The organism is Pseudomonas thermotolerans DSM 14292 (assembly GCF_000364625.1).
In the GTDB taxonomy this organism is placed as follows: Bacteria; Pseudomonadota; Gammaproteobacteria; order Pseudomonadales; family Pseudomonadaceae; genus Aquipseudomonas; species Aquipseudomonas thermotolerans.
Window position 1 is genome coordinate 40,634 of the sequence record NZ_KB822604.1, and the last position, 23,334, is coordinate 63,967.

Genomic DNA, 23,334 nt, shown 5'->3' on the forward strand with positions numbered 1-23,334 from the left:
GACCACCGGAGTCGATACGCTGCCGAAGCAATTCCCGGAAACGGTTACGCTCTCCTCGACTTCCGGACGAGTATCCCCTAGCCTGCTGAAACCGCTCTAGCACGCTGCTTACATTTGTAAATCCACTCGACATGCTGGCTATTTGCCACCTACCTTCTCGGCCTTTTCCGCAGGCTCCGCTCCTGCCCTTGCGCCTAGAAGGGGGTTTTCGTGTTGTTTCCGCGTCATCGGGCTCTGCTGGCCCTTGCCATTTCTTCCGCGGTTTCCGGTCATGCTCTGGCAGACATGGGCCCTCGCATCCACCTTGAGGATGAAACGGAGGCGCGCGAGTACCTCCACGGCACCTTCAACCAGCTAACCGGCTTTTCGGCCTACTCCGTCACCATTGGCCGGACTGAGGGACTGGACGTGCGGGCCGACCTGTCCGTCCTGGGACAGGAATTCGCCCTGAAGATCGTCGAGATGAGCGGCGAAGTAGCGCTCACCAATAGCAGGATCTCCAGCCACGTCGGTCTGCAGGTGGCCGGCAGCGGTACCGTGCGCCTCAACGGCGGGGCCGACCTGCAGGGTGATGATCAGGGCTATGCGCTGAAGAGCAGCGTGGCAAGCACCATCGACGTGATCATGCACAGCGACTCCCGCATCGTCGGCGAGGTGGGCGGGGTACGCGAGCTGACCATCGATGCCGACGCCGAGGCCCCGGCCACCATCACGTCCAGCCGGATCCACGTGCAGCGCCTGAACGTGCTTAACGGCGAACTGCTGCTGCAGCGCCAGGGCACCGAGGTCACCGGCGACCTGCGCGTGGGCCCCAGCGGCGCGCTGCAGCTGCAGATCAACGAGCGGACCAATCCCGAGCATGCGTTGGTCAATGTGAGCGGCACCGCCACCCTGGAAAGAGGCTCCAACATCAACCTGGCCCTGTCCGCCCTGGAGAGCCTGCAGGCCAGCGAATACACCCTGATCCGCGCCGACGCACTGGTTGACCAGGGGACGAGCATCAACTCCCTGAACCCGCTGCTGAGTGTCTCGGCCGAGGTCGAGGACGACGAACGTCTGGTGGCGCACATCGCCCTCGCCGGCAACGGCGACGATGGCGAGGGCGAGCTGGAGGACCTGGATGGGCGCCTGATCGACCAGGGCGTGAGCGACAACGGCCGGCGCGCAGCACGCAGCTTCGTCGCCAGCGTGCTGTCCCGGCTCGACGAGCAGGACCCGTTGTACCAGCGCTTCCTCAGCGACGATCCCGAGGAAGTCGCGCAGCTGCTGGAAGAACTAGTGCCGGAGGTCAGCGGCGCCGCCTTCCAGGCTGCGCTTTCCGCCTCCGGACTGACCACTGCGGCGCTCAACAACCGTGCCGCCGCGTTGGGCGCCAACGCCGGCGACCTGCTAACCGAGACCGGCGCCTGGGTACGGGTGCTCGACGGTGACGCCAAGCAGGGCCGCCGCTCCGGCATCGCCGGCTTCGACGCCGACTCCCGCGGCATCGTCGTGGGTGCCGACGGCAAGCTCAACGAATCCACCACTCTGGGCCTGGCCTTCAGCCACGTGCGTACCGACGTGGACTCCCAGCTCGGCCAGGAAACCGAAGTGACCAGCAACCTGCTCAGCGCCTACGGCCGCTGGGAGCAGGGCCGTTTCGGCATCACCGGCAGCCTGAGCTACGGCCTGGCGGACAACGACGGCAAGCGCTACGTGGCCGGCGAGGCCCTCAAGTCCTCTTACGACTCGCGCACCCTGGCCGCCGAAATCGAGGCCGGCTACCGCTACGACCTGGGCAACGTGGAGCTGGAGCCGCTGCTGGGCTCCCGCTACTCGCGGGTGAGCATCGACGGCTTCCGCGAGAAAGGCTCCGCCGCAGCCCTGGACAACGGCTCGCAGGACCTGGAGGTCTTCGACCTGGGTGCCGGTCTGGCCGTCAGCGCCAGACTCGGCGAGCTCACCCCGCGGGCCCGCCTGATGGCCTACCACGACTTCGCCCAGGACAGGATCCAGACCACCTCGGCCTTCATCCTCGGCGGCGAGAGTTTCATCGCCACCGGCGCCGATGCCACCCCCTGGACCTACGAGGCCGACCTCGGCCTGGACTGGAGCCGCGGCCAGTACACCCTGGGCGTGTCCTACGACTACACCCGCAAGGCGGACTTCAAGGCCGACACTTGGAGCCTCAAGGCACGTTACGATTTCTGAACGTGCCGCGCCGACAAGCCCGCCGTCCGGCGGGCTTTTTCATATGCAGGAGGAATGCATGCGCCTGATAACCGCGGCCCTGCTGGTCCTGAGCATCGCCGGCTGCGCCAGTGCGCCGCTGGACATCCGCGAGCAGGCCGCGCGTCTCGGGCTCGAAGCCCGGGTGGAAAACACCGGCGCCCTGCCGGTGCAGACCCTGCAACCGCCGCAGGTGGACGGCTCCCTGCTGCGGGTCTACCTGGAAGGCGACGGCCGGGCCTGGATCACCCCGCGGGCACCGAGCGACGACCCGACCCCGACGCAGAGCCTGGTCCTCGACCTGCTGGCCACCGACGCCACCCCGGCCGCCTACCTAGCGCGGCCCTGCCAGTTCGTCCGGGGCAGCGGCTGCCGCACCTGGCTGTGGACCGACGGACGCTATTCCGAACCCGTGGTGGAGGCGACCAACCGGGCACTGGATGCCCTCAAGGCGCGCCTGGGCATCGAGCACTTCGAGCTGGTGGGGCACTCCGGCGGGGCGACCATCGCCCTGCTGCTCGCCCAGCGCCGCGCCGACGTGGTGGCGGTGCAGACCCTCGCCGGCAACCTGGCCCCCAGCGAATGGACGCGCCTGAAGGCCCTCAGCCCCCTGCGCGGCTCCCTGGACCCGAGCACCGAGCCCGGGCGCCTGGTCGAGCTGCCGCAGCGCCACCTGCTTGGCGCCGCCGACCGGGTGATCCCCGCGGCGGTGGCCGACGTCTACCTGCAGCGGGTCGCGCCGCGCTGCGCCGAACGCCTGGTGGTGGCGGGCGCCGATCACCAGCATGGCTATGCCGCCGCCTGGCAACAGCTGAGCAGGCAGCCCCTGCCCTGCACCCTACGGTCCCGGCACTGACGCCTGCCTTCGGACGGACTGTCCCTGCACCGCCCGCTTCCGGGCGTAGAATGCCGCCGCGTCATCCGCCGGCCACCAACCGCCCGGCGGACCGGTGCGGTTTTCCCCGCGCCGTGAAACTCCGACAATCCACGGCTGGCGGCAGCCATGCCGCACGGGCTTATCGAACAGGACGAGGTGCAAGGTGCAGGAGTCGTTTTGGCAGGAACGCTGGGCGCGCGACCAGATCGGATTCCATCAGGCGCAGGTGACGCCCTATCTGCGGCGTCACTGGCCGACACTGCAGCTGCCGGCCGGCAGCCAGGTGCTGGTGCCGCTGTGCGGCAAGACGCTGGACATGCGCTGGCTGGCCGAACGGGGCCATGCGGTGCTCGGCGTGGAACTGGTGGAGAAGGCGGTGCAGGCGTTCTTCGCCGAGAACGGCCTGGAGCCGCAGATCAGCCAGCACGGTGCCTTCACCTGCTACCGCGCCGACAACATCGAGCTGTACTGCGGCGACTTCTTCGCCCTCGGCGCCGCGGACGTGGCCCGCTGTGTGGCCTTCTACGACCGCGCCGCGCTGATCGCCCTGCCGGAGGCGCTGCGCCGGCGCTATCGCGAGCACCTGCAGGCCATCCTCCCGGTCACCTGCCAGGGCCTGGTGATCACCCTGGAATACGACCAGACGCAGATGGACGGCCCACCCTTCTCGGTGTCCCGCGCCGAAATGGAGCAGGGCTTTTCCAGCTGGCAACTGGAAGAGCTGCAGCGCGAGGACGTGCTGGAGGGCAACTGGAAGTTCGTCCGCCACAGCCTCACCGCCCTGGACGAGGTCACCTATCACCTGCGCCGCGGCTGAGCGTGCCGCGGCCACCGTACCACCATTCGTCGTTGCTGGAGATTCACCATGCGTAGCCTGCCTCTCGCCCTCGCTCTGGCCCTGTTCTGCGCCGGGGCCGAGGCGCGCAGCCTGGTCGCCACCACCCACATCCTGATCCGCTCCCTGGACCGCAGCCTGGACTTCACCTCGGACACCACCACCTCGATCCGCGACATGAAGCTGGTGCGCGCCGCCCGCGAGGACGCCGCCAGCTTCGTCGCCAGCCACGGCGAGATCCGCGGCGCCCAGCTGGAAGCCGCGCTGCACGCCATCCGCACCCGGGTCCCGGAAGCCCGCGAGGCCTCCGATCTGGCCCTCGCCGAAGCCATTCTCGCCCTGTGAAAGCCGTCTGGCTGCTGTTCGTCGCACTGCTGAGCGCCGGCGCCGCCCAGGCCGAGCTGCGCCTGCAGCTGGCCACGGACGGACTGGATGCGGCCCAGCGCCAGGCCAGCCAGGCACTTCTCGACGAGGCCCTGGCAGCCCTGCCGCCGAGCTTCCGCAGCCGCCTCGACCGCGAAGTGGAGGTGCGCTGGAGCAACGCGCTGCCGGACGAGGCCTACGGCCGCGCCAGCCGAATCGACCGCCTGCTGCTCAACGCCCGCCTGCTGCCGGCGCTGGTCGACGGCTCGGCTGCGCAGAGACAGACGGCACGCCCCCACGGCAGCCAGCGCCGCGAGCTGCTGGCCACCGTGCTGCACGAGCTGACCCACCTCTACGACCGCGCCCGCCTCTGGCCGGAGGACGAACGCCGCCTGATCCGGCAGTGCCGCCAACGCGCCCGCAGCCAGGGCCTGGTCGGCCTGCCGGACGCCTGCCGCGGGCAGACCGCACGGCGCTTCACCCTGAGCGACCAGCCGCGCCTGCTCGACCTGGCCGGCTGGCCGCAGCGGGTCGGCCGACGCGGCGCCCGGGAGCGCGACAACGATCAGGAAGCACGCAGCCCGGACACTTACGAGCTGAGCAACCCGCGTGAGTTCGTCGCGGTCAACCTGGAATACTTCCTTCTCGACCCGGCCTACGCCTGCCGCCGCCCGGCGCTGTACCGCCACTTCCGCGCCCACTTCGGCTGGGCACCGGCCAGCCCCGCCTGCCCGGGCAGCTACCCCTTCCTCAACGCCGGCCGCGACTTCGCCCGCCAGCCCCTCGGCCAGCTCGATCCGGAGCGGGTCTACGCGGTGGACTACCTGCTGGCCGAGGCCAACGACAACTGGGTAAGCCGCTGGGGCCACAGCATGCTGCGCCTGGTGATCTGCGCCCCCGGCCGGCCGCGCGGCCCGGACTGCCGGCTCGACCTCGACCAGCACCTGGTGCTCTCCTACCGCGCCTTCGTCAACGACGTGCAGCTGTCCAGCTGGGGCGGCCTGACCGGCGCCTACCCGTCGCGGCTGTTCGTGCTGCCGCTGGACCAGGTGATCGACGAATACACCAAGGTGGAACTGCGCAGCCTCGCCTCGGTGCCGCTCAACCTGTCCCGCATGGAGATCGCCAGCCTGGTGGAACGTGCCGCCGAGCTGCACTGGAGCTACGACGGCCACTACTGGTTCATCTCCAACAACTGCGCGGTGGAGACCCTCAAGCTGCTGCGCAGCGGCACCCACCGCCCGGAGCTGGAGAGCCTCGACAGCATCCTGCCCAACGGCCTGCTGGAACTGCTGGACGCCCGCGGCCTAGCCGACCGCAGCGTGCTCGCCGACGAAAGGGAAGCGCTGCGCCTGGGCTATCGCTTCGACTCCTACCGCGACCGCTACCAGGCGATGTTCGAGGTTCTGCGCGAGCGCCTGCAGGTGCCGCAGCACCGGGTCGAGGACTGGCTGGAGCTGGACGCCGCCGGGCGCCGCGCCTGGATCGCCCGCGCCGACCTGCGCGCCGCCGCCGCCCTGCTGCTGCTCGAACAGGCGGCGCTGCGCCGCCAGCTGCTGCTCGCCCAGGACGAGCTGAAGCGCCACTACCTGCAGGTGCGCGACCACATCGCCCAGAGCCGCTTTGCCAAGGCCGGCGACACCCTGCAGGCAATCCTCGCCAACAGCGGCTACCTGAGCCGACCGGCAGAGCTGCTGGACAGCGGCTACGGCCTTCCACAGCCCGGCGAATGGCGAAGCCTGGAGGAGCGCAGCAGCGAGCGGCAGCGCCACCTGCGCAGCCTCAGCGACGCCCTGGAAGCCGAGGTGCGTGGCCTTCTCGACCCGGCGCGGATCGCCGAGATCGAGGCCAGCGAGGCCAACCTCGCCGCCCTCGGCGCGCACCTGCGCCGCCTCCACGAGCGAAGCGGCGGCCTGCAGCTGCCCTAGTGCGCAATCGCATAGCGCAGCTCGACCAGCCCCTCGCCCGGCCGCCGCACCGCCACCAGGCGCAGGCCGGGGCTCAGCGGATGGCACGGAAACAGCGGCCTGCCGGCGCCAGGCGGCGATGGGTGAATACCCGGGCCGGCTGCGCGTAGGGCCAGGGCGTCCACCTCGGCGATGAACTCCGGGTAGCTGGACTCATCCGGGGAACCGTTTTCCGTGGCGATGAGGCCATCCAGGCCTGAGGCCAGGCAGTACCGGGTCTTCATGGCTGCCACCTCCTCGGCCGGAGACGCCATGCCCGGGATTTCGACGACTTGCCGAGCACCGAGGTGCCCGCCAAGATGACGGGCCTGCCCATCGCAAGAGCCTGCCCATGACGCCATTGCTGACCGCCCTCTGGCCCCTGTTCGCGCTGATCGTCGGCGGCCTGCTGCTGCGCCGCCTGGACTTTCCCGGCGAGGCCTTCTGGCCGGCGGCCGAGCGCCTCAACTACTTCCTGCTGTTTCCCGCCCTGCTGTTCAGCAGCCTGGCCGGCGCGCCGCTCGACGATCCCGAACTGCCGCGCCTGGCCCTGGCCGTGCTGCTCGGCCTCGGCACCGGCTGGCTGGCCCTACTGCTGGTGCGCCGCCTGCGCGGCTGGCCAGCGGGACGCTTCGGCGCCTTCACCCAGGGCCTGCTGCGCTTCAACACCTACCTGGGCCTGGCGGCGGTGGGCAGTCTGTTCGGCCAGCCGGGACTGGCCCTGGCAGCACTGATGCTGGCGCTGATGGTGCCGACGGTGAATCTGATGTCGGTGTGGGCGCTGACCGCCGAGCACGGGCTGAGCGGCCGCGCCCTGATCCTGCCGATCCTCCGCAACCCGCTGATCCTCGCCTGCCTAGCGGGCGCTCTGGTGAACCTGGCCGGCTTCCGCCTGGGCGGCGGGGTGGATCGCCTGTTCGGCCTGCTCGCCGCCACCAGCCTGCCCCTCGGCCTGCTCTGCGTTGGCGCCGCGCTGCGCCCCCGGGAGCTGGCCGGCGAGCTGGCAGCCCTGGGCTGGAACTGCAGCCTGCGGCTGCTCGGCATGCCACTGCTGGCCTACGGGGTGGCCCGCCTGCTGGCCCTGCCGAAACTGGAGACTGCGGTGCTGGTGCTGTTCTTCGCCCTGCCCACGGCGCCCACCGCCTACGTGCTGACCCGCCAACTGGGCGGCGACAGCCAGCTGATGGCGGCGCTGATCACCCTGCAGACCCTGCTGGCGGCCCTCAGCCTGCCACTGCTGCTGGCCTGGCTGGGCTAGCGGCGCCGGCGCGGGACTAGAGGGCGAATGGCAGGGCCAGCTCCACCTGGCGGCGCAGTTCCAGCTTGCGACGGTACTCGTCCGGATCCTTGATCAGCACGTCCTGGCCGGCGAAGGCCGCGGCGGCGATCAGTCGCGACAGCCAGAAGCGCACGCAGGCTACCCGCAGCATGGTCGGCCACAGCTCAGCCTCGGCCGGGGTGAACGGGCGCAGCGCCGCGTAGGCGGCGAGCAGGGCGCGGGCGCGCTGGGCGTCCAGGCTGCCGTCGGCCTCCACGCACCAGTCGTTCACCGCGATGGCCAGGTCGTAGAGCATGGGCCCGGCGCAGGCGTTGTAGAAGTCGATCACTCCGGACAGCTGGTTGCCGTCGAACAGCACGTTGTCGCGGAACAGGTCGGCGTGCAGGTTGGCCCGCGGTAGTGCGAGGAGCGCCGCGCGGCGTTCGGCGATCTCCGCCAGGGCCTCGCGCAGCAGCGCCACCCCGGCGTCGTCCAGGCCGAGCGCGAGGCTCGGACCCTCCTCGAGCATCCAATCGAGGCCGCGGTCGCTGCGCCGCTCGAGGATCCGCTCGCGGGTCGCCAGGTGCAGGCGGGCCAGCCAGCGTCCCACCTCGCTGCAGTGATGGGCATTGGGCAGACTGACGTGCTTGCCCAGCAGGCGCGGCTGCAACAGCGCCGGCTTGCCGGCCAGCTCACGCAGCGCCTCGCCGGCGGCGGTGCGCAGGGCGTAGGGCACCGCCAGGCGGGCGGCGTGCAGCACGTCGAGCAGTTCGATGAAGAACGGCAGGTCCTGCAGCGGACCGCGCTCGATCAGGGTGAGGACGAATTCGCCGCCGTCCAGGCTGACGAAGAAGTTGCTGTTCTCGGTGCCGGCGGCGATGCCCTGGAAGTCCTTCAGCCGGCCCAGTCCGTAGGGGGCGAGGAAGGCCTCCAGCTCGTGCCGCTCGAGGGGAGTGAAGACTGACATGACTTACCAGCGGAAGATTTCCCAGGCCGGGATCAGCATGTCCGGCTGGTCGGCGCGGATGAAGTTGCCGTCGCTGCCGTCGGCACGCACCAGGAAGTAAGGCTTGCCGTTCTTCGGGGTGACCTTGATGGCGTAGAGGAAACCGTTGACCCGGTATTCCTCGATGGTGCGGTCCCCCTCCTGGCGAATGGTCACGTCCGGATCGGCGCTGGGTGCCTCGTCCTGGGCCTGGATGGTCAGCGGGCCGAGCAGGAGCAGGCTGGAGAGCAGCAGGCACTTGGCTGTGCGCATGATAACCTTGTCCCTTTGTCGTCAATGATGCAGCTAGTTTAGGGTCTGTTGCGCTTCCGGCACAGCGCGCGTAACGACGCAGGCGCGACCATTCCCGACACTGCCCCCATCGAAAAGGTTGATCCCGCTCATGTCGAATGCCCCTCTGGTCCTGGTGGACGGCTCCTCCTACCTGTACCGCGCCTTCCATGCCCTGCCCCCGCTGACCACCTCCAAGGGCATGCCCACCGGCGCGGTGAAGGGCGTACTGAACATGCTCAAGAGCCTTCGCCGGCAGTACCCGGACAGCCCCTTCGCAGTGGTCTTCGACGCTAAGGGGCCGACCTTCCGCGACGAGCTGTTCGCCGAGTACAAGTCGCACCGCCCGCCGATGCCCGACGAGCTGCGCGTGCAGATCGAGCCGCTGCACGCCTGCGTGCGCGCCCTCGGGTTGCCGCTGCTGTGCGTGGAGGGCGTGGAGGCCGACGACGTGATCGGCACCCTGGCCCGGCAGACCGCCGACACCGGGCGCGAGGTGGTGATCTCCACTGGCGACAAGGACATGGCCCAGTTGGTCTGCCCGCGGGTCACCCTGGTCAACACCATGACCGGCAGCGTCTACGACATCGAGGGAGTGAAGGCCAAGTTCGGCGTCGGTCCCGAACTGATCATCGACTACCTGGCGCTGATGGGCGACAAGGTGGACAACATCCCCGGCGTGCCGGGTGTAGGCGAAAAGACCGCGCTGGGCCTGCTCACCGGCATCGGCGGCGGCCTCGACGTGCTCTACGCCAACCTCGACAAGATCCCCAGCCTGCCGATTCGCGGCGCCAAGAGTCTGCCGGCCAAGCTCGAGGAACACCGCGAGATGGCCTATCTGTCCTACCAACTGGCAACCATCAAGACCGACGTGCCGCTCAACCTCAGCGCCGAGCAGCTCTACCCCGGCGAGCCGGACAACGCCGCCCTGGCCGAGCTGTACCGCGAGCTGGAGTTCAAGAGCTGGCTCGACGAGGTGCTGCGCCAGGAGCCGGCGGCCGCCGGCGACCTGTTCGCCAGTACCCCGCAGGCCCAGGAGACCCGCTACGAGACCCTCCTCGACCAGGAGCGCTTCGACGCCTGGCTGGAGAAACTACGCCAGGCTGAGCTGATCGCCTTCGACACCGAGACCACCTCCCTCGATGCCCAGCAGGCCCAGCTGGTTGGCGTGTCCTTCGCGGTGGAGCCCGGTGAGGCCGCCTACGTGCCCCTCGCCCACTCCTACGTAGGAGTGCCCCGGCAGCTCGACCGCGATGCCGTGCTCGCCGCCCTCAAGCCGCTGCTCGAGGATCCGGCCAAGGCCAAGCTCGGCCAGCACGCCAAGTACGACATCAACGTGCTGGCCAACGCCTCGACGCCCATCGAGGTACGCGGCCTGGCCTTCGACAGCATGCTCGAGTCCTATGTGCTGGACTCCACCGCGACCCGCCACGACATGGACAGCCTGGCCCTCAAGTACCTGGGGCACAGCACCATCCACTTCGAGGATATCGCCGGCAAGGGCGCCAAGCAGCTGACCTTCGACCAGATCCCCCTGGAGCAGGCCGGCCCCTACGCCGCCGAGGACGCCGACGTCACCCTGCGCCTGCACCAGACCCTATGGGCCAGGCTGCAGGCCATCCCCAGCCTGGCCAAGGTGTTCAGCGAGATCGAAATGCCCCTGGTGCCGGTGCTGGCGCGCATCGAGCGCAACGGCGCGCTGGTCGACGCCAGACGCCTCGGCGAGCAGAGCCGCGAGCTGGGGGAGAAACTGGTGGAACTGGAGCGCCAGGCCTACGCCATCGCCGGCGAGGAGTTCAACCTCGGTTCGCCCAAGCAGCTCGGCGTGATCCTCTACGAGAAGCTCGGCCTGCCGGTGCTGGCCAAGACCGCCACCGGCCAGCCGTCCACCGCCGAATCGGTGCTCGCCGACCTCGCCGAGCAGGACTACGAACTGCCCAAGGTGCTGATGCAGTACCGCAGCCTGAGCAAGCTGAAGAGCACCTACACCGACAAGCTGCCGGAGCAGATCAACCCGCGCACCGGACGCATCCACACCAGCTACCACCAGGCGGTGGCGGCCACCGGACGGCTGTCCTCCACCGATCCCAACCTGCAGAACATCCCGGTGCGCACCGCCGAGGGCCGACGCATCCGCCAGGCGTTCATCGCCCCGCCGGGCTACAAGCTGCTGTCCGCCGACTACTCGCAGATCGAGCTGCGCATCATGGCCCACCTGGCCAAGGACGAAGGCCTGCTGGACGCCTTCCGCCACGACCGCGACGTGCACCGCGCCACCGCCGCCGAGGTGTTCGACGTGCCCCTCGATGCGGTGACCGCCGACCAGCGGCGCAGCGCCAAGGCCATCAACTTCGGCCTGATCTACGGCATGAGCGCCTTCGGCCTGGCCAAGCAGATCGGCGTCGACCGCAAGCAGGCGCAGGCCTACATCGACCGCTACTTCGCCCGCTATCCCGGGGTACTGGCCTACATGGAGCGCACCCGCACCCAGGCCGCCGAGCAGGGCTTCGTCGAGACCCTGTTCGGCCGTCGCCTGTACCTGCCGGAGATCCGCTCGAAGAACCAGGCCATGCGCAAGGCCGCCGAGCGCACCGCGATCAACGCGCCCATGCAAGGCAGCGCGGCGGACATCATGAAGATCGCCATGGTCGCCGTGGACCGCTGGCTGCAGGAGTCCCGGCTGGACGCCCGGGTAATCCTCCAGGTGCACGACGAACTGGTGGTGGAAGTACGCGAGGACCTGATCGAGGAGGTCGGCGCACGGCTACGCGAACTCATGGGCGGCGCCGCAGCGCTGGACGTGCCGCTGATCGTAGAGGTCGGCGTCGGCGACAACTGGGACGAGGCACACTGATTAGCTAATACCAATTTCCGGGAGGCGAAACGGCAAAGACTGACCTATGCTTTTTCCTGTCCCGGCCGCCGGGCGGTGGCGAAAGCCGCCTGGCAGGCGGCATGGAATGCCCGAGGGCTTTGGTTTAGAATTTTCAGCATCGAAGAACACTTTGCTTATAGCAAATTGGCTTTAAAAGCCCTGAACTTTCCACACGACCGCGGGGTCAGAACCTGCGAATGGCTGATAAAGCCCTTCGGTGCTCCTATGTTGTGTTAAGTGTTGGCAGATCTCTGAACCCCGCCCTAGCGGTTCAGACCCTTAAACCCCGAGCCTTCCCCCTCCCCATACGAAGCTCGGGGTTTTTTTTGCCTGCGATTTGGCCCCGGCCGGCACCGCCGGGGCGGAGGATCAGCCCTCGACCGACGCCTCGGCGGGCACGTCCAGCCCCAGCCAGCGCGCCAGCACTCCGTGCGCCTCCTCGATGCCCATCCGCTTGGGCGCCGAGAACAGCTGCACGCTGGCCGTCTCGCCCCAGCCCTTGCGCAGCTCCTGACGGACCTTGAGCAGGGTGTTCTTGGCCGCCCCGTAGGCCAGCTTGTCGGCCTTGGTGAGCAGGATGTGCAGCGGCATGCTCGCGGCTGCCGCCCAGTCCAGCATCATGCGGTCGAACTCGGTGAGCGGATGGCGCACGTCCATCAGCAGGATCACCCCGACGAGGCTCTCGCGGCTGCCCAGGTAGGCCTCCAGGTGGTACTGCCAGTGCTGCTTGAGGGGGATCGGCACCTTGGCGTAGCCGTAGCCGGGCAGGTCCACCAGGCGGCGCTGGTCGTCCAGACGGAAGAAGTTGATCAGCTGGGTGCGCCCCGGAGTCTTCGAGGTGCGCGCCAGGCTGGCATGGGTCAGGGTGTTCAGCGCGCTGGACTTGCCGGCGTTGGAGCGCCCGGCGAAGGCCACTTCGTAGCCGCTGTCGGCGGGGCACTGGTCGACCTTGGCGGCACTGGTCAGAAAGGCGGCCTGCTGGCACAGACCCAGGATCGGATTCTTGGCGGACATGGGGGGATTTCCACAGGTGCGACGCGGTGTCGCAGGAGGCGGTTTCGTTTCCGTTTGAGCGGCACAAGTATATAATGCCGCGGATTTTGTGTGCGCTTTAGTCCGCAGCAGGACTGGCGCTCACGGGAACGATACAGAGATTCTGCGCACCAGAACGCAGGACGTTCCTTGCCGATGAGGTCATCCGATGAAGTTGCTGTTGCTCGCCACCAGCATTGCCTTGCTGGCCTGCAGCGCGCAGGCCGCTCAGGAGCCGGAAGCGGTGTTCAACCGCAGCTGTGGCGCCTGCCATAATGGGCAGCTGCCGACGGCCCCCCGGAAAGGCGATGCAACGGCCTGGAAACCTCGCCTGGACAAGGGCATGGAGACGCTGGTGCAGAGCGTCACCAACGGTTTGAACGCCATGCCGCCACGCGGCCTGTGCACCGACTGTAGCGCTGAGGATTATCGTGCCACCATCGAATGGATGAGCCGTTAACCCCAGGTTGGACTTCTCCCTTAGCCGTAATTGGATTAGCTGATGAACAAAGTACTCGTGAGTCTGCTGTTGACCCTGGGCATCACCGGTATGGCTCATGCCGCGGGCGATGCAACCGCTGGCCAAGCCAAGGCCGCCGTGTGCGGTGCCTGCCACGGCCCCGACGGCAACAGCCCAGCCCCGAACTTCCCGAAACTGGCCGGCCAGGGCGAGCGCTACCTGCTCAAACAGATGCACGACATCAAGTCCGGCAACCGTACCGTGCTGGAAATGACCGGCATGCTGGACAACCTCAGCGAACAGGACATGGCCGACATCGCCGCCTACTTCTCCAGCCAGAAGATGAGCATTGGCGCCGCCGATCCGGCCCTGGTCGAGCGTGGCGAAGCCCTGTGGCGCGGCGGCAAGCTGGCCGAAGGCATGCCGGCCTGCACCGGCTGCCACTCGCCGAACGGTGCCGGCCTGGCCGCTGCCGCCTTCCCACGCCTGGCCGGCCAGCACGCCCAGTACGTGGCCAAGCAGCTGACCGACTTCCGCGAAGGCGACCGCACCAACGACGGCGACGCCATGATCATGCGCGCCATCGCCGCCAAGCTGAGCAACAAGGACATCGCCGCGCTGTCCAGCTTCATCCAGGGCCTCCACTGAGGAGCCGTCCCGGACGAACGCGCAAAAAAGGGTGGCCATGGCCACCCTTTTTCTTTGGCGCCCTCGTTACAATGCTCGGAACCTGCCTCGCGTGCACGGGTCGAAGCCGTGACCGCCGGTAGAGCGCTGCCCATCTGCCAAGGAGTGATCATGCGTAACCTGATTGTGTCCACCGCTCTCGCCGCCCTGAGCCTGTTCGGCCTGGGCGCCCAGGCTGCCGAACCAATCCAGGCCGGCAAGCAGTACGTCGAGCTGAGCAGCCCGGTGCCGGTGTCCAAGCCGGGCAAGATCGAGGTGGTGGAACTGTTCTGGTACGGCTGCCCGCACTGCTACCAGTTCGAGCCCTACATCAACCCCTGGGCCGAGCAGCTGCCGGAGGACGTCAACTTCGTCCGCATCCCGGCGCTGTTCGGCGGTGTCTGGAATACCCACGGGCAGATGTTCATCACCCTGGAGACCATGGGCGTCGAGCACAGGGTGCACAACGCGGTGTTCGAGGCCATCCACAAGGAAGGCCGCAAGCTCGCCAGCCCCGAGGAAATGGCCGAGTTCCTGGCCAGCCAGGGCGTGGACAAGGACGCCTTCCTGAAGACCTTCAACTCCTTCGGCGTGAAGAGCCAGATGGAGAAGGCCAAGAAGCTGGCCATGGCCTACCAGATCACCGGCGTGCCGGTGCTGGTGGTCAACGGCAAGTACCGCTTCGACATCGGCTCGGCCGGCGGCCCGACGCAGGCTCTGGAAGTCGCCGACCAGCTGATCGCCAAAGAGCGCGCGGCCGACTGAGGAGACTCGCCGTGCTGCGCCGCTGGGGTAACGAGCGCGTCGCCGGCCTGCGCGAGCCGCGGGTCAACCCCGCCTGCGAGCCGGTCGGCCTGCCGGCCGACGGTCGGCTGCGCCTGCTCAGCTTCAACATCCAGGTCGGCAACAGCACCGAACGTTTCCACCACTACCTGACCCGCGGCTGGCAGCACCTGCTGCCGCACCACGAGCGGGTCAGCAACCTCCAGCGCATCGGCGAGCTGCTCGGCGACTACGATCTGGTCGCCCTGCAGGAAACCGACAGCGGCAGCCTGCGCACCGGCTACCTCAACCAAGTGGAATACCTGGCCCAGCTGGGCAGCTTCCCCTACTGGTACCAACAGCTCAACCGCAATCTCGGCCGCCTCGCCCAGCACGGCAACGGGGTGCTCAGCCGCCTGCAGCCGAACCTGCTGGAGGACCACCCGCTGCCCGGTCCGCCCGGCCGCGGCGCCATCCTGCTGCGTTTCGGCGAGGGCGAGGACGCCCTGGCGGTAGTGATGATGCACCTGGCCCTCGGCGCCCGGACCCGCACCCGCCAGCTGGCTTACATCCGCGAGCTGATCGGCGGCTACCGCCATCACGTGCTGATGGGCGACATGAACACCCACGCCAACGAGCTGCTGGAAAACTCGCCGCTGCGCGACCTCGGGCTGATCGCCCCGCAGACCAAGGCCACTTTCCCCAGCTGGCGGCCGCAGCGCTGCCTGGACCACATCCTGCTCAGCCCGCAGCTGAGCCTGGAGCGGGTCAGCGTGCTGCCGCTGTCGATCTCCGACCACCTGCCGGTGGCGGTGGAGATCCGCCTGCCGAACTTCCGCACTGGCACTATGCCACCTATGCTGTGCGAAGAAGCCCACTGAGCCCTCCGCATGAGCGACGAAAGCCAGCGCTGGAAAGACAAGTACTTCGCCTGTCTGGAACACCAGGAACAGCTCGAGCGCCACTGGGCAGAACGCCTCGACCTGCTGCGCCGCGGCCTGGTGCGCAGCTCGCTGGCCGCCGAGGGCAACGACCGGGCGGTCGATGAATGCATGCGCGCGCTGCGCGAGGTCGTCCGCGGCGAACAGCCGGAACAGGGCCTCGCCGCCCTGCTGCCGCGCCTGGAGAAGGCCGTGCTGGATTCCGAACGGCGCCGCCAGCAGCACACCCAACAGAACGTCGCCGCGCTCAGCGCCCTGGCCGAACAACTGCTCCAGCTGGAGCTGCCGCGCGAGGTACGCAAAGGCCTCAAGCAGTTCCTCCGCCGCGTCGAGGCGCGCATCACCGAGCACCGCGAGCTACCGGCAGTGCTCGCCGAGCTGAGCGGCCTGCAATACCAGGCCCTGCAACGGTTCGAAGGCTCGCGCGAGGCTCGCCCCGGCCTGCTGCAACGCCTGTTCGGCAGCCGTGAGGGGGCGGATCTGGCCACCGCGGGCGTGGCGGAAGCGGCAGCGCCCGGCCCGTCGGCGCCGCCCGCCGGCGAAACCGCCATCGTCCCGCCCGAGGCTGCCCCCGAAGCGACGGCAGAGCGGTCGCCGGCAGGCGCCGCGACCATCACCCTGGACAGCCTGCCGCTGGACCCCGGCCTGCTGCTCGGCGAGAGCGCCGGCGACCCGGCCTATGCCCTGCCGGCCGCCGAGCCCGGCTACAGCGCCATCGCCCCGCACGTCGCCGCCAGCCTGCGCCGCCTGCTCGACGAACTGGACCTGCCGGCCTTTCACCGTCCCCAGGCCGAGGCCCTGCGCCAGCGCCTGGAAGGCGGCCTGAACTGGTACGAGCTGGTTCCCGCGCTGGACGACCTGGCAGTGCTGGTGCTGGCGGTGGCCGACGGCGGGCAGCGCGAGTTCGCCGACTACCTCCAACAGCTCAACGAGCGCCTAGCCGACTTTCTCGGCAGCCTGAACAGCGCCCAGGAAGGCTATGCCGACTCGCAGGAGAACGTCCGCCAGCTCGACCAGGAGATCCGCGCGCAGGTCGGCGAACTGCAGCAGAGCGTGCAGGAGGCAACCGACCTGGACGGCCTCAAGCGCAGCCTGGAGAGCCGCCTGGAGAAGCTCCTCGGGCGCATGGCCGAGTACCGCCAGCAACGCGACCGCCATGACCAGGCGCTGCAGCAGCGCCTGAACGGCCTGGTCGAGCGGGTCGCCTGCATGGAGCAGGAGGCCGCGGTGTTCCGCGAGCGCCTTGAGCAGCAGCGCCAGAAGTCCCTGATCGATCCGCTCACCGGACTGCCCAACCGCGCCGCCTGGAACGAGCGCCTGGAGCTGGAGGTGGCGCGCCGCCGACGCTACGGCGGCGAGCTGCTGCTGGCGGTGCTCGACGTCGACCACTTCAAGCGGGTCAACGACAGCTTCGGCCACCAGGCCGGCGACAAGGTGCTCAAGCTGGTCGCCGCGGAACTGGCCCGGCGCCTGCGCAAGACCGACTTCATCGCCCGCTACGGCGGCGAGGAGTTCGTCCTGCTGCTGCCCGGCACCCCGCCGGAGGGCGGCCGGCAGCTGCTGGAGGCGCTGCGCCAGGCGGTGGAAGCCTGCCCCTTCCACTTCAAGGGCGAGCGGGTCACCATCACCTTCTCCGGCGGGCTGGCCGCCTTCGTCGGCGAGGCCACGGCGGAAGAGGTCTTCGAGCGGGCCGACCAGGCCCTGTACCGGGCCAAGGACGGCGGCCGCAACCGCATCGAACTGGCCTGAACGCCGCCCAACGGCCGCCCCGCCGCCGGCCCGCGGCCTTACACTATGCCGTCCTGACTGGAGCGCCCGCCATGGACATCTTCGGCATTGCCGTCCTGCTGTTCTTCGTGATGGATCCGTTCGGCAACATCGCCATCTACCTCGCCGCGCTGAAGAACGTCGCCCCCAAACGCCGGGTGCTGGTCGCCCTGCGCGAGCTGCTGTTCGCCCTCGGCCTGCTGATGCTGTTCCTCAGCTGCGGCGACAGCATCCTGAGCGGCCTCGGTCTGTCCCGCGAGGCCACCGCCATCGCCGGCGGCATCATCCTTTTCGTGATCGCCATGCGGCTGATCTTCCCGCCGCCGCAAGGGGTGCTCGGCGAGCTGCCGGACGGCGAGCCACTGCTGGTCCCGCTGGCCACCCCGGCGGTGGCCGGGCCCTCGGCGCTGGCGGTGCTGCTGACTCTGCACAGCACCTGGACGGGCCCGCTCTGGGAGCTCTACCTGGGGGTGTTCCTGGCCTGGCTGGCGGTCGCCGTGCTGCTTCTGCAGGCCTCCTTCCTGCAACGCTTCCTCGGCCCGCGTGGGCTCACCGCCGTCGAGCGCCTCACCGGCATGCTGCTGATCATGCTCAGCGTCGACATGCTGCTCGACAACCTGCAAAGCATCCTGCACCTGACCCCATGAAGAGACTTGCCCTGCTCCTCACCCTGCTCTGCCTCGGCGGCTGCGCCAACGGCCTGCGCATCGACGAGTCGCACCCCTCGCGCAACCACGACAGCCGCATCCAGTACGTGATCCTCCACTACACCTCGGCCGACCTCGAGCGCTCGCTGCAACTGCTGACCACCGGCGAGGTGAGCAGCCACTACCTGATCGGCGCCGAACCGCCGACCGTCTATCGCCTGGTGGACGACAGCCGCCGCGCCTGGCACGCCGGCGACAGCCAGTGGCAGGGGCGCACCTGGCTAAACGCCACCTCCATCGGCATCGAGCTGGTCAATCCCGGCTATCGGGACACGCCGCAGGGACGCCTCTGGTATCCCTACCCCGAGGAGCAGATCGAGGCACTGATCGCCCTGCTCAGGGACGTGGTCAAGCGCAACCAGATTCCGCCGCAGAACGTCATCGGCCACAGCGACGTGGCGCCACTGCGCAAGCTCGACCCCGGCCCGCTGTTCCCCTGGAAGCGTCTAGCCGAGGCCGGCTTCGGCCGCTGGCCGGACGAGCAGCGAGTGGCGCGCCTGCGGCCGCACTTCGAGCGGGCACTGCCGAGCATCGGCTGGTTCCAGCAGCAGCTCGCCGAGGTGGGCTACGCGGTGCCGCGCAACGGCGAGCTGGACGTGGCCACCCGCCGAGCCCTGGCGGCCTTCCAGCTGCACTACCGGCCGCAGCGCTACGATGGCCAGCCGGACGCCGAGACCGCTGCGCTGCTGCAGGCCCTCAACCAGCGCTGAGGGCCGCCGCCCCTAGCCCCGGTAGTCGTCCACCGGCACGCAGGCGCAGAACAGGTTGCGGTCGCCGTAGACGTTGTCCACTCGGTTCACCGTCGGCCAGTACTTGTGCGCGCGGGTGTGCGCGGTGGGGGTCACCGCCTCGGCGATGGAGTACGGCCGCTCCCACACCCCGGTGACGTCGGCCAGGGTGTGCGGGGCGCGCTTGAGCGGGTTGTCGTCGGCCGGCCAGTCGCCCTTCTGCACCTTGGCGATCTCCGCGCGGATGCACAGCATGGCCTCGATGAAGCGGTCCAGCTCGGCCTTGGACTCGCTCTCGGTGGGCTCGACCATCAGGGTGCCAGGCACCGGGAAGCTCATGGTCGGGGCGTGGAAGCCATAGTCCATCAGGCGCTTGGCGACGTCCTCCTCGGTGATCCCGGTCTCCGCCTTGAGCGGCCGCAGGTCGAGGATGCACTCGTGGGCGACGCGCCCGTTGCGCCCGCTGTAGAGCACCGGAAAGGCGCCGCCGAGCTGCCTGGCCAGGTAGTTGGCATTGAGGATCGCCACCTCGGTGGCCTCCACCAGCCGCGGGCCGCTCATGGCGATGTACATCCAGCTGATCGGCAGGATGCTCGCGCTGCCCCAGGGCGCCGCGCTGACCGCGCCGTTCTCCGGCTTCGGGCCCTTCAGCTCGATCACCGGATGGTTGGCGACGAAGGGCGCCAGGTGCGCCTTGACGCCGATCGGCCCCATGCCCGGGCCGCCGCCGCCATGGGGGATGCAGAAGGTCTTGTGCAGGTTCATGTGCGAGACGTCGGCGCCGATGTCCGCAGGCCGCGCCAGGCCCACCTGGGCGTTGAGATTGGCGCCGTCCATGTACACCTGGCCGCCGTGAGCGTGGATCACCTCGCAGATCTCTCGGATGCCCTCCTCGTAGACGCCGTGGGTCGAGGGATAGGTGATCATCAGGCAGGCCAGCCGTTCGCCGGCTTCGGCGGCCTTGGCCCTGAGGTCGTCGAGGTCGACGTTGCCAGCGGCGTCGCAGTCGACGATCACCACGCGCATGCCGGCCATCTGCGCCGAGGCCGGGTTGGTGCCGTGCGCCGAAGCGGGGATCAGGCAGATGCTGCGGTGCCCCTCGCCGCGGCTCTGGTGGTAGCGGCGGATCGCCAGCAGGCCCGCGTACTCGCCCTGAGCTCCGGAGTTCGGCTGCATGCAGATAGCGTCGAAGCCAGTGATCGCCTTCAGCCAGTCCTCCAGCTCCTCGATCAGCAGGGCGTAGCCCTGGGCCTGCTCGCGCGGCACGAAGGGGTGCAGGTTGGCGAACTCCGGCCAGGTGATGGGGATCATCTCGCTGGTGGCGTTGAGCTTCATGGTGCAGGAGCCGAGCGGGATCATCGCCTGGTTGAGTGCCAGGTCTTTGTTCTCCAGCTGCTTGAGGTAGCGCAGCATCTCGGTCTCGCTGTGGTGACTGTTGAACACCGGATGGGTGAGGTACGGCGAGCGGCGCTGCAGGGCGGCAGGGATGCCGTCGGGGATGGCCTCGGCGTCCAGTCCGGCGACCGACAGGCCATGGTCGGCGCCGAGGAAGATGCGCAGCAGCAGTTCCACGGTGTCCGCGCTGCAGGTCTCGTCGAGACTGACGCCGAGCTGGCCGCGTCCGAGGATGCGCAGGTTGACCCGTGCCGCCCGGGCCGAGTCGAGGATGGCGCTCTGCGCGCCGCCCACCTCCAGGGTCAGGGTGTCGAAGAAGTGCCGGTTGAGGCGGCGGATGCCCTTGCGTTCCAAGCCGGCGGCGAGGATCGCGGTCAGCCGGTGCACCCGCTGGGCGATGCGCTTGAGGCCCTGCGGGCCGTGGTAGACGGCATAGAAGGCGGCCAGGTTGGCCAGCAGTACCTGCGCGGTGCAGATGTTGGAGTTGGCCTTCTCGCGGCGGATGTGCTGCTCGCGGGTCTGCAGGGCCATGCGCAGCGCGGTGTTGCCGCGGGCGTCCTTGGAGACGCCGATGATCCGCCCCGGCATGGCGCGCTTGAACTCGTCGCGGGTGGCGAAGAAGGCCGCGTGCGGGCCGCCGTAGCCCATGGGAACGCCGAAGCGCTGCGCCGAGCCGAGCGCCACGTCGGCGCCCAGCTCGCCGGGCGGGGTGAGCAGCAGCAGGCTGAGCAGGTCGCAGGCCACGCAGGCCAGCGCCTGGCGGGCATGCAGGCGCTCGATCAGCGGCCGCAGGTCGCGGATCTCGCCGTGGGTATCGGGGTACTGCAGCAGGGCGCCGAACACCTCGTACTGGTCCAGCCTGTCCAGGCTGTCCACCACCAGCTCGATGCCGAAGGCCTCGGCTCGGGTGTGCAGCACCGAGAGGGTCTGCGGGTGGCAGTGCTGGTCGGCGAAGAAGCGGTTGCTCTTCGCCTTGGCGACCCGCCGGGCCAGAGCCATGGCCTCGGCGGCGGCGGTGGCCTCGTCGAGCAGCGAGGCGCTGGCCAGCTCCAGGCCGGTCAGGTCGATGGTCAGCTGCTGGAAGTTGAGCAGCGCCTCCAGGCGGCCCTGGGCGATCTCCGGCTGGTAGGGGGTGTAGGCGGTGTACCAGCCGGGGTTCTCCAGCACGTTGCGGAGGATCACCGGCGGGGTCACGGTGCCGTAGTAGCCCATGCCGATCAGACTGGTCCACAGCTGGTTCTGCTCGGCATAGCCGCGCAGCCTGGCCAGCGCCGCCTGCTCGTCGAGCGCCGGCGGCAGCGGCAGGTCGCCGAAGAAACGGATCGCCGGAGGCACCGTCTGCTCCACCAGTTCGTCGCGGCTGGCCAGGCCGAGCACCTCGAGCATGGCTTGCTGCTCGGCGGCGTCGGGACCGATGTGGCGGCGCAGGAAGGCGTCAGGCTGCTGCAGTTGGGACAGGCTGGGACTCTGGGACATGGTCGGCCTCTCGCGGCAAAAAATGAAAAGCCCTGACGAGTCAGGGCTTTCAGCAAGGATAGCGCGGGATCAGGCGTCGGCTTCGACGGCGGCCTGGTAGCCGGCTGCGTCGAGCAGCTTGTCCAGCTCCGCGACGTCGCTCGGTTTGAGCTTGAAGAACCAGCTGCCGTAGGGGTCGCTGTTGATCAGTTCGGGGCTGTCGGCGAGCGCCTCGTTGATGGCGATCACCTCGCCGCCGATCGGCGCGTAGATGTCCGAAGCGGCCTTCACGGATTCCACCACGCCGGCCTCCTGGCCTGCGCTCAGCTGCTTGCCGATCTCCGGCAGCTCGACGAACACCACGTCACCCAGGGCTTCCTGGGCGTGGTCGGTAATGCCCACGGTGACGCTGCCGTCGGATTCGAGACGGGCCCATTCGTGGCTGGCGGCATAACGCAGATCGGCGGGGATGTTGCTCATGTCGATGTCCTCGGAGACTGGATGGCGGAATACCCGCCGGGAAAATTTAGCAGGCTGCGCACCGGACGCTCTGTCCGGCGCGCCGCCGGCGGACTTGCAGGATTGCTCAGATCAGGGCCTTGCCGTGACGCACGAAGGACGGCTTGACCACCCGCACCGGGTACCACTTGCCGCGGATCTCCACCTGCGCACGGTCACCGGTGGCGGCCGGCACCCGGGCCAGGGCGATGGATTTGCCCAGGGTCGGCGAGAAGCTGCCGCTGGTGATCTCGCCCTCGCCTATGCCCTCGACGCGCACCACCTGATGGGCACGCAGCACCCCGCGCTCCTCCAGCACCAGGCCGACCAGCTTGGGCTGATCACCGACGGCACGCAGCGCCTCCAGGGCCTGGCGGCCGACGAAGTCGCGCTCGACCGGCTCCCAAGCGATGGTCCAGGCCATGTTGGCGGACAACGGCGAGACGTCCTCGTCCATGTCCTGGCCGTAGAGGTTCATGCCCGCCTCCAGGCGCAGGGTGTCGCGGGCGCCCAGGCCGATCGGTGCGATGCCGGCGCCGACCAGGTCGTTGAAGAACTCCGCGGCCTGGGCGGCCGGCAGCATGATCTCCAGACCGTCCTCGCCGGTGTAGCCGGTGCGGGCGATGAACCAGTCGCCCTCGAAGGCACCCTCGAAGGGCTTCAGCTCGTGGATCAGCGCGGCGCGGGCAGCGCTCATCAGTTCGGCGACCCTGGCCCGTGCCTGCGGGCCCTGGATGGCCAGCATGGCCAGCTCGGCGCGCTCCTGCAGCTCGACGGCGAAGCCCTCGGCGCGGGCACGCATCCAGGCCAGGTCCTTGGCACGGGTGGCGGCATTGACCACCAGGCGGTAGCCGGTCTCGGTGCGATAGACGATGAGGTCGTCCACCACCCCGCCACGCTCGTTGAGCATGGCGCTGTACAGCGCCTTGCCGGGCGCCTGCAGGCGCGCGACGTCGTTGGCCAGCAGCTGACGCAGGTAGTCCCGCGCCTGGCTGCCGGAGACGTCCACCACGGTCATGTGCGAAACGTCGAAGACTCCGCATTCGCGGCGCACCTGGTGATGCTCCTCGACCTGCGAACCATAGTGCAGCGGCATGTCCCAGCCGCCGAAGTCGACCATCTTGGCCCCCAGAGCCAAGTGCAGTTCATAGAGGGGCGTACGCTGTCCCATGGGTTTCTCCTTCCGGGCTTGGCGAGGATGCGGCGGGGCCGGCGGCGCAGACCGGCCCTGTTGCGGCAGGGTACGGCACGGGCAGCGCGGACCGGCGTCAGGATGAGGGGCCGC

At 69.0% G+C, this 23,334-nt stretch carries 21 protein-coding genes; 14 read left to right on the forward strand and 7 right to left on the reverse strand.

Features of this window, described 5'->3' with window-relative positions; genetic code table 11:
* Window positions 1-285 precede the first annotated feature (285 nt).
* The 5 genes from H165_RS18430 to H165_RS0106310 all read left to right on the forward strand — a co-directional run bounded on the left by H165_RS18430 (window position 286) and on the right by H165_RS0106310 (window position 6,211).
* The gene (locus tag H165_RS18430) at window positions 286-2,190 is read left to right on the forward strand and encodes an autotransporter outer membrane beta-barrel domain-containing protein (RefSeq protein WP_017938063.1); all 1,905 of its coding nucleotides are present in this window, start codon (window positions 286-288) and stop codon (window positions 2,188-2,190) included.
* 58 nt (window positions 2,191-2,248) lie between these two features.
* Entirely contained in the window at window positions 2,249-3,064 is an 816-nt protein-coding gene (locus tag H165_RS0106295; protein ID WP_017938064.1) for an alpha/beta fold hydrolase, read from the forward strand.
* A gap of 184 nt (window positions 3,065-3,248) precedes the next feature.
* Window positions 3,249-3,902, forward strand: coding sequence for a thiopurine S-methyltransferase (locus tag H165_RS0106300; protein ID WP_017938065.1), 654 nt, complete (start codon window positions 3,249-3,251; stop codon window positions 3,900-3,902).
* Window positions 3,903-3,950: 48 nt separating this feature from the next.
* Window positions 3,951-4,265 (forward strand): DUF2388 domain-containing protein, encoded by a 315-nt coding sequence (locus tag H165_RS0106305; protein ID WP_017938066.1) that lies wholly within the window; start codon window positions 3,951-3,953, stop codon window positions 4,263-4,265.
* Entirely contained in the window at window positions 4,262-6,211 is a 1,950-nt protein-coding gene (locus tag H165_RS0106310) for a DUF7844 domain-containing protein (RefSeq protein ID WP_017938067.1), read from the forward strand. The genes H165_RS0106305 and H165_RS0106310 overlap by 4 nt, the downstream gene beginning before the upstream one ends.
* Here the strand turns inward: H165_RS0106310 and H165_RS0106315 are convergent.
* Complete coding sequence (locus H165_RS0106315; protein ID WP_017938068.1) at window positions 6,208-6,474, reverse strand: dihydrofolate reductase family protein; 267 nt, start codon at window positions 6,472-6,474, stop codon at window positions 6,208-6,210. The genes H165_RS0106310 and H165_RS0106315 overlap by 4 nt on opposite strands.
* Window positions 6,475-6,581: 107 nt before the next feature.
* Between H165_RS0106315 and H165_RS0106320 the strand changes: the two genes are divergently transcribed.
* Complete coding sequence (locus H165_RS0106320) at window positions 6,582-7,487, forward strand: AEC family transporter (protein WP_017938069.1); 906 nt, start codon at window positions 6,582-6,584, stop codon at window positions 7,485-7,487.
* A 16-nt stretch (window positions 7,488-7,503) separates the two neighbouring features.
* Here the strand turns inward: H165_RS0106320 and H165_RS0106325 are convergent, their stop codons facing one another.
* Both H165_RS0106325 and H165_RS0106330 read right to left on the reverse strand, forming a co-directional pair.
* Window positions 7,504-8,454: a homoserine kinase gene (locus H165_RS0106325; RefSeq protein WP_017938070.1), complete on the reverse strand. Its 951-nt coding sequence runs from the start codon at window positions 8,452-8,454 to the stop codon at window positions 7,504-7,506.
* Between the two features lie 3 nt (window positions 8,455-8,457).
* Window positions 8,458-8,745: a DUF2782 domain-containing protein gene (locus tag H165_RS0106330; protein WP_017938071.1), complete on the reverse strand. Its 288-nt coding sequence runs from the start codon at window positions 8,743-8,745 to the stop codon at window positions 8,458-8,460.
* A 130-nt stretch (window positions 8,746-8,875) separates the two neighbouring features.
* Between H165_RS0106330 and polA the strand changes: the two genes are divergently transcribed.
* Window positions 8,876-11,617, forward strand: a complete 2,742-nt coding sequence (gene polA / locus H165_RS0106335) for a DNA polymerase I (protein ID WP_017938072.1) — start codon at window positions 8,876-8,878, stop codon at window positions 11,615-11,617.
* 390 nt (window positions 11,618-12,007) lie between these two features.
* Here polA and yihA read toward each other — a convergent pair whose 3' ends face one another.
* Window positions 12,008-12,652, reverse strand: coding sequence for a ribosome biogenesis GTP-binding protein YihA/YsxC (gene yihA, locus H165_RS0106340; protein WP_017938073.1), 645 nt, complete (start codon window positions 12,650-12,652; stop codon window positions 12,008-12,010).
* A 187-nt stretch (window positions 12,653-12,839) separates the two neighbouring features.
* Here yihA and H165_RS0106345 point away from each other — a divergent pair, with 187 nt between their 5' ends.
* From H165_RS0106345 to H165_RS0106375, 7 genes are all read left to right on the forward strand, one after another.
* Window positions 12,840-13,130 carry a c-type cytochrome gene (locus H165_RS0106345; protein ID WP_017938074.1) on the forward strand — a complete coding sequence of 97 codons (291 nt, stop codon included), beginning with the start codon at window positions 12,840-12,842 and terminating at the stop codon, window positions 13,128-13,130.
* 42 nt (window positions 13,131-13,172) lie between these two features.
* Window positions 13,173-13,778: a c-type cytochrome gene (locus tag H165_RS0106350; protein ID WP_017938075.1), complete on the forward strand. Its 606-nt coding sequence runs from the start codon at window positions 13,173-13,175 to the stop codon at window positions 13,776-13,778.
* A 150-nt stretch (window positions 13,779-13,928) separates the two neighbouring features.
* The gene (locus tag H165_RS0106355; protein WP_017938076.1) at window positions 13,929-14,561 is read left to right on the forward strand and encodes a thiol:disulfide interchange protein DsbA/DsbL; all 633 of its coding nucleotides are present in this window, start codon (window positions 13,929-13,931) and stop codon (window positions 14,559-14,561) included.
* An 11-nt stretch (window positions 14,562-14,572) separates the two neighbouring features.
* Entirely contained in the window at window positions 14,573-15,439 is an 867-nt protein-coding gene (locus tag H165_RS0106360) for an endonuclease/exonuclease/phosphatase family protein (protein ID WP_017938077.1), read from the forward strand.
* 9 nt (window positions 15,440-15,448) lie between these two features.
* On the forward strand, window positions 15,449-17,248 hold the full coding sequence (locus tag H165_RS0106365) for a GGDEF domain-containing protein (RefSeq protein WP_017938078.1): 1,800 nt from the start codon (window positions 15,449-15,451) through the stop codon (window positions 17,246-17,248).
* Window positions 17,249-17,319: 71 nt separating this feature from the next.
* Window positions 17,320-17,913, forward strand: coding sequence for a MarC family protein (locus H165_RS0106370; RefSeq protein ID WP_017938079.1), 594 nt, complete (start codon window positions 17,320-17,322; stop codon window positions 17,911-17,913).
* The gene (locus H165_RS0106375) at window positions 17,910-18,683 is read left to right on the forward strand and encodes an N-acetylmuramoyl-L-alanine amidase (protein WP_017938080.1); all 774 of its coding nucleotides are present in this window, start codon (window positions 17,910-17,912) and stop codon (window positions 18,681-18,683) included. The genes H165_RS0106370 and H165_RS0106375 overlap by 4 nt, the downstream gene beginning before the upstream one ends.
* A gap of 12 nt (window positions 18,684-18,695) precedes the next feature.
* On the opposite strand, the gene gcvP is transcribed toward H165_RS0106375, so the two are convergent.
* The 3 genes from gcvP to gcvT all read right to left on the reverse strand — a co-directional run bounded on the left by gcvP (window position 18,696) and on the right by gcvT (window position 23,220).
* The gene (gene gcvP / locus H165_RS0106380) at window positions 18,696-21,572 is read right to left on the reverse strand and encodes an aminomethyl-transferring glycine dehydrogenase (RefSeq protein ID WP_017938081.1); all 2,877 of its coding nucleotides are present in this window, start codon (window positions 21,570-21,572) and stop codon (window positions 18,696-18,698) included.
* Between the two features lie 69 nt (window positions 21,573-21,641).
* Window positions 21,642-22,031, reverse strand: coding sequence for a glycine cleavage system protein GcvH (gene gcvH, locus H165_RS0106385; RefSeq protein ID WP_017938082.1), 390 nt, complete (start codon window positions 22,029-22,031; stop codon window positions 21,642-21,644).
* 106 nt (window positions 22,032-22,137) lie between these two features.
* Window positions 22,138-23,220: a glycine cleavage system aminomethyltransferase GcvT gene (gene gcvT / locus H165_RS0106390; protein WP_017938083.1), complete on the reverse strand. Its 1,083-nt coding sequence runs from the start codon at window positions 23,218-23,220 to the stop codon at window positions 22,138-22,140.
* Window positions 23,221-23,334: the final 114 nt, after the last annotated feature.

Coding starts and splice junctions, on each gene's coding strand:
- H165_RS18430 (WP_017938063.1), top strand. CDS start 286: ATGGGCCCTCGCATCCACCTTGAGGATGAAACGGAGGCGCGCGAGTAC.
- H165_RS0106295 (WP_017938064.1), top strand. CDS start 2,249: ATGCGCCTGATAACCGCGGCCCTGCTGGTCCTGAGCATCGCCGGCTGC.
- H165_RS0106305 (WP_017938066.1), top strand. CDS start 3,951: ATGCGTAGCCTGCCTCTCGCCCTCGCTCTGGCCCTGTTCTGCGCCGGG.
- H165_RS0106315 (WP_017938068.1), bottom strand. CDS start 6,474: ATGAAGACCCGGTACTGCCTGGCCTCAGGCCTGGATGGCCTCATCGCC.
- H165_RS0106320 (WP_017938069.1), top strand. CDS start 6,582: ATGACGCCATTGCTGACCGCCCTCTGGCCCCTGTTCGCGCTGATCGTC.
- H165_RS0106325 (WP_017938070.1), bottom strand. CDS start 8,454: ATGTCAGTCTTCACTCCCCTCGAGCGGCACGAGCTGGAGGCCTTCCTC.
- H165_RS0106330 (WP_017938071.1), bottom strand. CDS start 8,745: ATGCGCACAGCCAAGTGCCTGCTGCTCTCCAGCCTGCTCCTGCTCGGC.
- polA (WP_017938072.1), top strand. CDS start 8,876: ATGTCGAATGCCCCTCTGGTCCTGGTGGACGGCTCCTCCTACCTGTAC.
- yihA (WP_017938073.1), bottom strand. CDS start 12,652: ATGTCCGCCAAGAATCCGATCCTGGGTCTGTGCCAGCAGGCCGCCTTT.
- H165_RS0106345 (WP_017938074.1), top strand. CDS start 12,840: ATGAAGTTGCTGTTGCTCGCCACCAGCATTGCCTTGCTGGCCTGCAGC.
- H165_RS0106350 (WP_017938075.1), top strand. CDS start 13,173: ATGAACAAAGTACTCGTGAGTCTGCTGTTGACCCTGGGCATCACCGGT.
- H165_RS0106355 (WP_017938076.1), top strand. CDS start 13,929: ATGCGTAACCTGATTGTGTCCACCGCTCTCGCCGCCCTGAGCCTGTTC.
- H165_RS0106365 (WP_017938078.1), top strand. CDS start 15,449: ATGAGCGACGAAAGCCAGCGCTGGAAAGACAAGTACTTCGCCTGTCTG.
- H165_RS0106370 (WP_017938079.1), top strand. CDS start 17,320: ATGGACATCTTCGGCATTGCCGTCCTGCTGTTCTTCGTGATGGATCCG.
- H165_RS0106375 (WP_017938080.1), top strand. CDS start 17,910: ATGAAGAGACTTGCCCTGCTCCTCACCCTGCTCTGCCTCGGCGGCTGC.
- gcvP (WP_017938081.1), bottom strand. CDS start 21,572: ATGTCCCAGAGTCCCAGCCTGTCCCAACTGCAGCAGCCTGACGCCTTC.
- gcvH (WP_017938082.1), bottom strand. CDS start 22,031: ATGAGCAACATCCCCGCCGATCTGCGTTATGCCGCCAGCCACGAATGG.
- gcvT (WP_017938083.1), bottom strand. CDS start 23,220: ATGGGACAGCGTACGCCCCTCTATGAACTGCACTTGGCTCTGGGGGCC.